The sequence below is a fragment of the Arcicella sp. GW458-12-2-14-TSB2 genome (assembly GCF_059423785.1).
This window is the reverse complement of record NZ_JBWKYN010000041.1, coordinates 24,666-34,861: the sequence shown is the minus strand read 5'-3', so window position 1 is coordinate 34,861 and position 10,196 is coordinate 24,666. Positions and strand designations below refer to the sequence as shown.

Annotated in this window: 9 protein-coding genes; 8 read left to right on the top strand and 1 reads right to left on the bottom strand. The window is 34.3% G+C overall.

Features of this window, described 5'->3' with window-relative positions; translation table 11 throughout:
* Positions 1–148: 148 nt before the first annotated feature.
* The 7 genes from AC07XN_RS08280 to AC07XN_RS08250 all read left to right on the top strand — a co-directional run bounded on the left by AC07XN_RS08280 (position 149) and on the right by AC07XN_RS08250 (position 8,337).
* Positions 149–1,201: a sporulation delaying protein family toxin gene (locus AC07XN_RS08280; RefSeq protein ID WP_494742685.1), complete on the top strand. Its 1,053-nt coding sequence runs from the start codon at positions 149–151 to the stop codon at positions 1,199–1,201.
* Positions 1,198–1,737 carry an SdpA family antimicrobial peptide system protein gene (locus AC07XN_RS08275; protein WP_309915333.1) on the top strand — a complete coding sequence of 180 codons (540 nt, stop codon included), beginning with the start codon at positions 1,198–1,200 and terminating at the stop codon, positions 1,735–1,737. Before AC07XN_RS08280 ends, AC07XN_RS08275 begins: the two co-directional genes overlap by 4 nt.
* A complete protein-coding gene (locus tag AC07XN_RS08270; protein ID WP_494742684.1) occupies positions 1,722–2,654 on the top strand; it encodes a sporulation-delaying protein SdpB family protein in 933 nt (310 codons plus the stop codon). The genes AC07XN_RS08275 and AC07XN_RS08270 overlap by 16 nt, the downstream gene beginning before the upstream one ends.
* Positions 2,655–2,805: 151 nt before the next feature.
* On the top strand, positions 2,806–4,008 hold the full coding sequence (gene sbcD / locus AC07XN_RS08265) for an exonuclease subunit SbcD (protein ID WP_494742683.1): 1,203 nt from the start codon (positions 2,806–2,808) through the stop codon (positions 4,006–4,008).
* Positions 4,009–4,011: 3 nt separating this feature from the next.
* Positions 4,012–7,071 carry an AAA family ATPase gene (locus AC07XN_RS08260; protein ID WP_494742682.1) on the top strand — a complete coding sequence of 1,020 codons (3,060 nt, stop codon included), beginning with the start codon at positions 4,012–4,014 and terminating at the stop codon, positions 7,069–7,071.
* Positions 7,072–7,258: 187 nt separating this feature from the next.
* Positions 7,259–8,110: a hypothetical protein gene (locus AC07XN_RS08255; protein ID WP_494742681.1), complete on the top strand. Its 852-nt coding sequence runs from the start codon at positions 7,259–7,261 to the stop codon at positions 8,108–8,110.
* The gene (locus tag AC07XN_RS08250) at positions 8,074–8,337 is read left to right on the top strand and encodes a helix-turn-helix domain-containing protein (RefSeq protein ID WP_494742687.1); all 264 of its coding nucleotides are present in this window, start codon (positions 8,074–8,076) and stop codon (positions 8,335–8,337) included. The genes AC07XN_RS08255 and AC07XN_RS08250 overlap by 37 nt, the downstream gene beginning before the upstream one ends.
* Here the strand turns inward: AC07XN_RS08250 and AC07XN_RS08245 are convergent.
* Entirely contained in the window at positions 8,221–9,021 is an 801-nt protein-coding gene (locus AC07XN_RS08245) for a glycosyltransferase (protein WP_309915347.1), read from the bottom strand. The two genes, AC07XN_RS08250 and AC07XN_RS08245, sit on opposite strands and share 117 nt — an antisense overlap.
* Positions 9,022–9,211: 190 nt before the next feature.
* Here AC07XN_RS08245 and AC07XN_RS08240 point away from each other — a divergent pair, with 190 nt between their 5' ends.
* On the top strand, positions 9,212–10,192 hold the full coding sequence (locus AC07XN_RS08240) for a glycosyltransferase (protein WP_494742680.1): 981 nt from the start codon (positions 9,212–9,214) through the stop codon (positions 10,190–10,192).
* Positions 10,193–10,196 lie beyond the last annotated feature (4 nt).

The window sequence follows — 10,196 nt, the reverse complement described above, 5'->3', positions numbered from 1 at the left end:
ATTAAAAGCGTAATAATTTATTTGAAAAAATATACCGTTAGATAAATTTAGATACCGCTCAATAATTTTCAGATTGTTCTACATCCATTTATTTACAATTTTATACCTAGTAAATATTACTAAACAACAATTTATCTAAATCAATTAAATGATGAAAACAATCAAATCTGTAGTCCTTTATTGGGCGCTAGTCACATCGCTTGCGATAGTTAGCGGTTGTGAAAACAAAGGAAACTCCAATAATACCACCAAAGTGGATGGAGCTAAACTCTTTTCTGATATTATGTTTATCGAAGGAGACGCGAGTGTGAACATTCCTGAATTGAAAAAGATTAGAGATTACGCTGGTATTGACAAGTTTAACGCTGCTCAAAAGAAAACGTATGATAAATACAAAGAATTTGTCATCGCAGATATTAAGAAGCAATCTCCTGAGTTTTTTGAAGAGTTCAGAGCAATGGTACAAAGTGGTGACCCCGTGTTAGTTCAAACAGCTTTAAAATATGCAGGCGAGAAAATACTTGGTTCTACAAGTACCCTGATGCCTCTGCTTATTCTAAAAAGAAACCCCGAGCTAATAGATAGCCTTTATTCAAAAGAAGATAAGAAGAAATTAAGAGAATTGGCTGAAGTATCTGATTTTGCCAAGTTAAAAGAACTTCTTAACGTGCCTGACCCAGAAGGTAGGTTATTAAAAGGGCTTATGACAAATAGGGTTACAAATCTCCAGATTAATCAGAACAGAATGGTGAATTTATTTCCCGGACCAAATACAAATAGTATGTTGGCTGTGAATAAAAACAGAAACTTTGATTTGAATTTTGATAGAGACATCAATTTCAATTTGAACACCAATAAAAACTTAAACTTACAGCTTGACCGAAACCTCAATCGTCTTCAAAATCTCAATTTTAATAGAAATATTGATGTCAATTTTAACAGATTGGCTGATATAGGAGCAGGCAGTTGGTTTAATGTGAACGAAAATGTGAATGAAAACAAGAATGTCAATGTGAATGAGAATGTAAATATCAATCAAAATGTGAATGTGCACGAAGCTGTTAATATAGCAGTAGCGGTAAATGTTGTATTATTTGCGATTGATAATACTCCTATCCCATCTGATCTTTTTGGGAAAGAGGTTTTATTTCAAGAGCAACTAGTGAAATCAATCACACAACAATATCAATTCAGAATATGAGGGCCTTATATATCGTGGGGCAACTATTCGTGGTTGTATTTGTGATTCTGACAATGACAATTTCTTTGCCCCATAATCCATTGTCGATTTACAATACCGAGGTGACAAGTACTTTCCAGTCATTTTTACCCGAAGGATGGGCTTTTTTTACCAGAAATCCAAAGGAAGAAGAAGTGATAATTTATTATAAAGAAAATGGTAAGTGGATCCAAAATCCACTTACCCCACTTTCAAAACCGGGTAATTCGTTTGGATTAAATAGGCTTGTTAGGGCTCAATCTGTTGAAATGGCTATGATTATTCCTCAGCCATCTGAAAATGATTGGCAGCATTGTAATGGAAATTTTGTTGATTGTATCAAAAAAGATACTACCAAAGTAATAGAGGTTAGGAATATATCTCCAATGCCTATTTTGAAAGATACAATAGCAATAGTAAGTTATTCTCCAGTACCTTGGGCATGGTCTGAACTTAAAAAGAGTGAAGAAATGCCAGCTAAATATGTAATTCTAAAAGTGTTATGTGGCAAGAAATAGATAATCAAATCGAAAGAAAACTAAGCCTCAATATTTGGAGTAATGTTTATGGCTTAGGCAGGTCGCTTATTGCGTTGAGTGTTTTACTTACCTTATTAATGAATGATGTAAGTACGCTATTCAGACCAATATTGGGCGTTGATGATATACCTATGTGTAATGGATTAAGTGGAAAAATTAGTCTTTTTTGCCTATTATCCAATAACCTTGAATTAGCAAGATGGATTAGTATCGTCATTTTATTTGTAGTAACAATCGGTTGGAGACCTAGAATCATGGGGGTGTTACATTGGTGGATAAATTATAGTTTAATTTCATCAGCTCCATTGGTAGATGGTGGTGAACACGCCGCTACAGTGATTAGTTTTTTATTAATTCCAATTACTTTAACAGATAGTCGTTTATGGCATTGGGAAACTGCCGAGAATCCGAAGGTTGGTGCTAAATATAGATATAAGCACTTAGTGGCTTCTATTTTTTATGATTTAGTGAGAATACAAGTAGCAGTTATTTATTTACACTCGGCCGTTGGCAAATGTAGTGTATTAGAATGGCAAAACGGAACAGCGCTGTACTATTGGTTTACAGACCCAATGTTTGGAATGGCGAATTGGCTTAAACCTATCGTACTACCATTGTTACAAAATCCGTTCTCATTAACGATTATCAATTGGTGGGTAATTATCCTAGAATTTTTGCTTTTTGCAGGATTATTCATGAGTAAAAATAACAGAGGTACTTTATTATTTCTAGGAATATTATTTCATGTTTTAATAGGTTTTGTACATGGCTTAGTAAGTTTTGCTTTAATCATGATTGGTGCGCTAATCTTATTTTTACGACCTTTTGAGCATGAGTTTTCATTTAAATTTAGCAAAATCAGCTTTTTCAAGCTCTTTAATTTGAGTAATACATAAGGTTTTTTAGGTAAACTGATTTTTATAAACCCCACAACTATTGAACATTTCAATATCGTGGGGTTTATGCTTTTGTAAAGCCTATTGATTTTTAAGCTATAATTCAATTAAGAGGCGTATTTTTGCATTCTTTAAATAAGAATGACATTCCATGAAAATTCTGCATACTGCCGATTGGCATTTGGGTAAAAAACTTCATAAATACGACCTTCACGAAGACCATAAATTGTTTTTGGACTGGCTGATAGCCACTATCCAAGAACGAGAGATTGATGTCCTATTAATTGCTGGGGATATTTTCGACCTTGCCAATCCTCCAGCCGAAGCCAGAATGCTATATTATTGGTTTTTACGACAAATGATTGTACAGAAATGTAAAATCATTATTACAGGAGGAAACCATGACTCTGTGTCGATGCTGAATGCCCCAAAGGATATTCTGGCGATGTTGGATGTTATCGTTATTGGCGGTGTTACACCTGATATTGAAGACCAAATAATTGATTTAAAGGAGGTAATTGTTTGTGCTATTCCTTATTTGCGAGATGCCGATTTGCGTCAGCCAGTGGAGGGGGAGACACCCTCAGGACGTATTGAAGCGGTGCGAAATGGTATTAAAAACCATTATGACCAGTTAGCTAATATCTGTCATGAACGTTTCCCAGGAATACCTGTTATTGCCATGGGACATTTATATGCCAATGGTTCTATCGGGTCTGAATCTGAACGAGAAATCCAGATAGGTAATCTGGCTTCGTTTGAAGGAAGTGATTTTTCTGAGCTACTTGATTATGTAGCATTAGGACATATTCATCGACCACAGAGAGTGTCAGGGAAAGAACATATTCGTTATTCTGGCTCGCCGATAGCGTTGAGTTTTAGTGAAAAAAGTGATTTGAAGGTTATTACTGAATTAGAAGTGAAACATGGTAAAATTACGCGGATAGAAGATATCCTTGTTCCTAAAAACAGGTTATTAAAGAAAATAAGTGGTGATTTTGAAAAGGTGAAAAGCCAACTGAGTAGTTTTCAAAACGAATGCCTTTTGAAAGCATTTTTAGAAATAGAAGTAATTGAAGAATTACATAACCCGCTTTTAACAAGAGAGTTGAATGATATTATAGCAGTTTTTGAAGACGACAATGCCATTGTGCTGAAACATAGAATAAGCTTTAAAAATGAAGTACAAAGTACCGAAGAGCTTTTTTATGAAGGAGAACACATTGATGACATCAATGAAACCGAGATTTTAAAAAGAAGATTGGAAAAAGAAAGCGGACTTTCAGAAGAACATCAGGCTTTATTGATGGAGGCTTTTACGGAATTATTACAAAAAGTTAAAGAGGAGAATTAGGCGATGAAAATCAATAAAATATATTTAAAAAATATCAACTCTTTTAAAGGAGAGCATAGTATTGATTTTACGGCAAGTCCACTATCAACAGCAGGGCTTTTTGCCATTGTTGGGCCTACTGGTGCAGGAAAATCTACCTTGCTTGATGCCATCACTTTGGCATTGTTCAACAGAGTGCCAAGATTTGACAAAAAGATTTCTAAGGATTTAGTGGGTTCTGGCGGGTCAATTCTGACTCGTGGTGAAAAAGAATGTGTCGTTGAAGTAGAATATGTTTGTAAGTCGGGTGTATATGTGTCTAAATGGTGGATAAATGTCAATAGAAACCATAATCTAAATGATTATGGCATGGAGCTAATTGATAAAGCCAAAGACCAGATTATTACCAATAAAAAAACAGATGTACCCGATAAAAATCAAAGCCTGATAGGATTGAATTATGATCAATTTGTAAAATCAATTTTGCTTTCGCAAGGTGAATTTTCAAAGTTTTTGAAGTCTGGGAAAGACGAGCGGGGAAAATTACTGGAAGATATTACGGGTATGCAAATTTATCGCTTATTAGGTAAAAAAGCATTTGAAATTAATAATGAAAAAGGTGGAGAATTAAAGCTTAAGCGTAATCAAATAAAAAGTGTTTCAGATAAATTAGTAGCCAAAGAAATTGCTGAAAACTGGGAAAAAGATTTACTTGAAAAAGAATTGTTGATTAGTCAGGCGAATGAAAATATTGAAAAAACTTCAGAAAGTATTCGAGTAAAAAATGCCTTGGCAATCATCAATCAAGAAATATTTCAGAAGGAAAAAGACTTTGTTACTACAAAGGCTATTTGGCAACAATTTGAAACGGAGAAATTACCAATATTACAGCAACACCAACTTGTTGAACCTTTCAGAGAGCAGATTGCACAGGTAAAGAATGATGAAAGAGAACTTGTAAATCTGCAAAATAGGCAAGAAACTCAAACGAAGGATTTACTTAATAATCAAGAGGCATTTAAACGAAACCTAGAAGCCATTGCAGCGCTGACTAAACAAGAAGTAGGAGCAGAGGAAGCACGTGAGGTATTGTTAGAGTATCGTAGAAACGTAACGGAATTAATGCGTGAGTTGAGCGAACAAGAAGGTACATTGAAAGCTAAGCAACAGCAAATTAACGAGTCAATATCCTTCCTGAGAATTCCTCAATTAAGTAGTTTATCAGTCAATCAATTGGCTGATAATTCGTTAATGCTTATCCAATCGGTAGCACAAGCACAGAAAGTACAGATGGAAAAATGGTATGAAATTGCTGAGATTTCATCACCAGAAGAAATAGAAGAAAAAGGATATCGGTTAGAGTTTGAGGTGAAATTGTACCATCAACTAAACCAATTGATTAGTGAGTATAGTAACCTAAAGACGCTTTTTAATGAAGCTGAAAAAGAGGAGAAAATTCAGCTTGAAAGCCAAAATTCGAATACCCTTGTTCTTGAAAAAAAACAAACCTTATTAGCTACTCTTATTAAGAAAATAGAGCAGTTAGAAAGTGAAAAAGAACGTTTAGGAAAGTCTTATAATTTTGAAAAAGATAGGGCTACTTTGTTGAAAAAAGACGAAGCTTGTCCGCTTTGTGGTTCATTGGAACATCCTTTTCTAAGCCACTATGCTAATAATTATGTGGAGATAGACCAAGACTTAAAAGCTCAGAAAATAGCAGAAAAAGAATTAAGTAATGAAGTGAATATTTTGACAACACAAATAGCTTCAGCACGACAAATTGAAATAAAAGAACAGCAGAAAAAACAAGGATTTCAGGATAAACTAACTGAAAAGCATGTAGAAATAACTGATATAAAACAGAATTTACAGCTAGATAAAGTAGGGAACAGGGCGTGGGTGCAAGACCAAATAAAGTTGAAAGAAGGGCAAACAGAAGCTTTAAACCTATTGATAAAGTCTGCTAAAGTATTAGAAGATTTAAGAGTATTACACAAAATTGTAAAAGAAACAAAAGGTTTTCAAGAACAGAAAAATACCCTTCTGGATACCATTAAAGGTTTATATGCTGGCAAGAATATCAATAATGATTGTGATATACTACAACAACAATTCTCTGAATTACAAACAAAAATCACTGCTAATCAACATATAATTCAGCAACTTCGTACAGAAATTAAAGAAAAGAGTGAAGCGGCAAAAGAAGTACAAAATGAATTGTTGAAGGCTTTGCAAAGTTTAGGTTTTACCGATGTAGAGGAAGCTCAAAAACAATTGCTTTCTGTAGAACAAAGTAAAAGCTTGCGTGATGAACAAGAAAAACTCAGAACAAAAATAACCGTTTTAGAAAATGAATTGAAAAGTAAAAAAATAGAATTTGAACTAAAACAGCAAGAAGACAACCCAAGAATAAGCTTGGAAGAGCTTATAGAATTCAGTAAAACTTTACAAGAACAGCGGAAGGCAGTGGCTGATGAAGTGGTTGATTTAAGGGTAAAAATACAGTCTCAGAACACGCTTTTCAACGAAGTGTCAGTTTTAACACAGGAAATTGCGTTCTTAGAAAAATCTAATTTGAAGTGGGAATTATTAAACCGATATATTGGAGATGCAGAAGGGAAAAAATTTAGTACATTTGCACAAGGCTTGACATTAGCGAGACTGGTGGCTTTATCTAATCGACGATTAGCGGAGCTGTCAGATAGGTACTTATTGGACAAACCCACTGAGAATGAGGATGATGAACTCATGATTGTTGACCAGTATATGGGAAATGAGCGTCGTTCGGTAAAAACACTTTCGGGTGGAGAGACCTTTATGGTAAGTTTGTCATTGGCATTAGCCTTATCAGACTTGGCCTCTAAGAATGTAAAACTTGAAAGCCTTTTTATTGATGAAGGTTTTGGAACCCTCGACCCCGAAACGCTTGATTTGGCGTTGAGTACTTTAGAAAAACTACAGCAAGAAGGACAAAAGAATATAGGGATTATTTCACACGTAGAATCAATCAAAGAAAGGATTTCAACCCAAATAAAATTGGAGAGAAATAATAGAGGTTTTAGTAAAATAGAAATAAAAAGTTAGGTTTTTGTAAACTTAAATACGTATTTAATTTATATAAAAAATAACATAAAGACTGATTTTATCCAATGTTTCACTAAAATCCAAGCGTATTCTTCAAAATGCCTTATCAACCCATTGCAGAAGAAATTAAAGAGAAATATCATTTGAAGTCTTTTGTAAAAAGCATCCTGAGTAATCTTAATTAGTTATGAATATTTTATACTTGGTTTTTGGTGAAGAGCAGCGAAACCATACGCAAGCTTACTTTTCCATTTGCTCGTTTCTAGGGCAGATGGATAATTCTGATAGAATTTATATTTTGACTGATGCACCAAGATTCTATCAGCGTGTAGCCGAGCGAGTAAATATTGTAGAAATTAGTAAAGGGTTGTTAGAAGAATGGGAGGGGGAATATAGGTATTTTCTAAGAGTAAAAATCAAAGCTATTGAATATATTTGTTCGATTCACCCTCATGAAGATGTGCTTTATGTGGATGCAGACACCTTTTTGTATTCAGATATTAAAGCAATAAAAACGATTTTGGATAATCCTTTGATGCATATGAATGAAGGGAAGCTTTCTGCCCTCAAGAGCAAACCTGAAACAATAATGTGGAAGCAAGTAGCTAAAAAATCTTTTGGAGGAATCGTCATTAGTGCAGACCATTATATGTGGAATGCTAGTGTTGTAGGGTTACCTAGTAAAATAGGAATGAATATAGTAAAACTGGCCTTGATTATCTGTGATAATATGCTGTTGGCAAAAGTAAATAAAAAGTTAATAGAACAGTTTGCCTTGTCAGTAGCGATGGCTGAATTTGGAAATGTAAAGCCAGCAAGTGAAAATATTGGGCATTATAATAGGAATAATATAGAGTGGAATGCAGTAATAAATCGTTTTTTACAAGAGTCTTTGCTGTGTGTACGCCCACTTGATCATGACATAGAGATTGTTAGAAATTGGAACTTTGCTGCAATCAGTATACAACAACGTGTTGCTGTAAAGCGAATTAATCTAAAACGATACCTGAGACACTTTTCATTGTTGTTCAAGAAGTAAAAACAAGTTTACTTTGCTTTTCGCAGTCATACGTATCTAAAATAGAGAATAATAGGATAGAACCATCAATTTATGAGTTAATCAAAATAGCTGTTTTTGAGAAACCGATTTTATTTTTTTACAATTCCAAAGGGCGTAAATGGGTTCGTTTCTGCTTGTGTTACTTTCTGCAAATCCCAAGTTTCTTGTGGAATTTTAGTTTCTTTATGATGCAGATGGTAAACTAAAGCCGACGAAGCTACAGATTTTGTTGATTTCCCAATTTGACGAAGCCTTCTATAAACATCTAAATCTTCGCCCACACCAGGCCAAAGGAAACGCTCATCAAAACCATTGATACTTAGCAAATCTTCTTTATGAATTGAAAAATTACAGCCTAAAATATCACGATGTTTGTTGTTAATCATTCTAGCAAAAAATGGGACTCTTGCATAAAGCATTTTTTCGCCATGACGTGTTTCACCTGATAATAATAAATACAAAAAATTCTTTTTGAAATAGCCTTTTTTGATGCTTTCAGGAGTCAATTTTTTAGAAATTTTATCTGATAAATATACCCTTCTTCCCGATAGTGCAAATCCTTTTTCTTTGGCTTCTAAATGAGCTTCCACAAATCTATCGTCTGGAATACAATCACCATCAATAAAAATAATATAATCAGACTTCGCACTCATCACAGCTTTATTGAGCATGATATTTTTTTGCCAGCCATTATCTTCTTGCCAAAGGTGGTTAATATGGAGTGGTGAATGTTTTTGAATTTCTTTGATTTGCTTAACTACCTCTTCACGAGAACCATCATCTGAAATAATCACTTCAAAATCTTTAACCGTTTGGCGTTCTAATGCTGCCAAAATGAGTTTTAGATGATCAATTTTATTGTAAAAAGCGATATTCACTGAGCAACGCATAAACTTCTATCTTTAAAATGTAATGATTTTCAATTAAAGCCTCAAAATTACGCTTATTTCTTTGAGTATAGTCAAACTACACAGACAATACCTTAAATTTGTAGCATTAAATATGATTTTTTATTAAGAAAACAATCTTGAAATCTTTTAAATTTTGTCTCTTCAACAGCTTTTGGAGGAACAATGTATAATGAATATACTTCTTCAACATAATGCGATACTTCCTGTAAATCAATATGGTGGAACAGAACGAGTAGTTTGGTGGCTTGGAAAATACCTTAGTTTGTTAGGTCATAAAGTAACTTTTTTAGTAAAAGAAGGTTCACAATCGCCTTTTGCTAACATTATTCCCTATAAGGAGAATGAACCATTAGACGGACAAATTCCTGATAACATTGATGTGGTTCATCTCAACCAAAAACCGCAAGAATATATTCGCAAACCTTTTGTAGTAACTCAGCATGGGAACAGCTCACAATTAGATTCTTTACATCAAAATACCGTTTTTGTATCTAAAAACCATGCAGAACGCCACGGTGGAGAAGCATTTGTATATAACGGAATCGACTTTGATGAATATGGAAAGCCAGATTTTAACCTTCCACGAAAACATCTTCATTTTTTAGCAAAAGCCGCTTGGCGTGTGAAAAATGTAAAAGGGGCAATTGAGATTGCCAAACGGAGTCATCATAAATTAGTGGTAATGGGTGGCAGTCGCTTAAATTTCAAAATGGGTTTTCGTTTCACGCCCGACCTCAATGTACGGTTTCATGGGATGATAGGAGGACAAGAAAAATTACAAATATTGAACCAATCCAAAGCCTTGCTTTTCCCAGTTTTATGGCACGAGCCATTTGGTTTGGCCATTGTTGAGAGCCTTTATATGGGTTCAGCGGTGTTTGGTACCACTTATGGGTCATTACCAGAATTGATTCATCCGGAGGTAGGCTTTCTGTCAAATCATAAACATGAATTGGTAGAACAACTCAAGAATGTTGATCATTTTTCGCCTAAACTTTGTCATGAATATGCGCAAGATGTATTTTCGGCAAAGGCAATGACTGAGAAGTATATTATGTATTATGAAACAGTTTTAGCTGGAAAACCACTTAATTCACAAATACCGAAGGCTTTGGAGAACTATCCAAAATTTCTGCCTTTTTCTGAATAACGTT

Bases quoted from the DNA above. Each gene is read 5' to 3' on its own strand.
- AC07XN_RS08260 (WP_494742682.1), top strand. From the start codon at position 4,012: ATGAAAATCAATAAAATATATTTAAAAAATATCAACTCTTTTAAAGGA.
- AC07XN_RS08270 (WP_494742684.1), top strand. From the start codon at position 1,722: ATGTGGCAAGAAATAGATAATCAAATCGAAAGAAAACTAAGCCTCAAT.
- sbcD (WP_494742683.1), top strand. From the start codon at position 2,806: ATGAAAATTCTGCATACTGCCGATTGGCATTTGGGTAAAAAACTTCAT.
- AC07XN_RS08240 (WP_494742680.1), top strand. From the start codon at position 9,212: ATGAATATACTTCTTCAACATAATGCGATACTTCCTGTAAATCAATAT.
- AC07XN_RS08275 (WP_309915333.1), top strand. From the start codon at position 1,198: ATGAGGGCCTTATATATCGTGGGGCAACTATTCGTGGTTGTATTTGTG.
- AC07XN_RS08280 (WP_494742685.1), top strand. From the start codon at position 149: ATGATGAAAACAATCAAATCTGTAGTCCTTTATTGGGCGCTAGTCACA.
- AC07XN_RS08255 (WP_494742681.1), top strand. From the start codon at position 7,259: ATGAATATTTTATACTTGGTTTTTGGTGAAGAGCAGCGAAACCATACG.
- AC07XN_RS08245 (WP_309915347.1), bottom strand. From the start codon at position 9,021: ATGCGTTGCTCAGTGAATATCGCTTTTTACAATAAAATTGATCATCTA.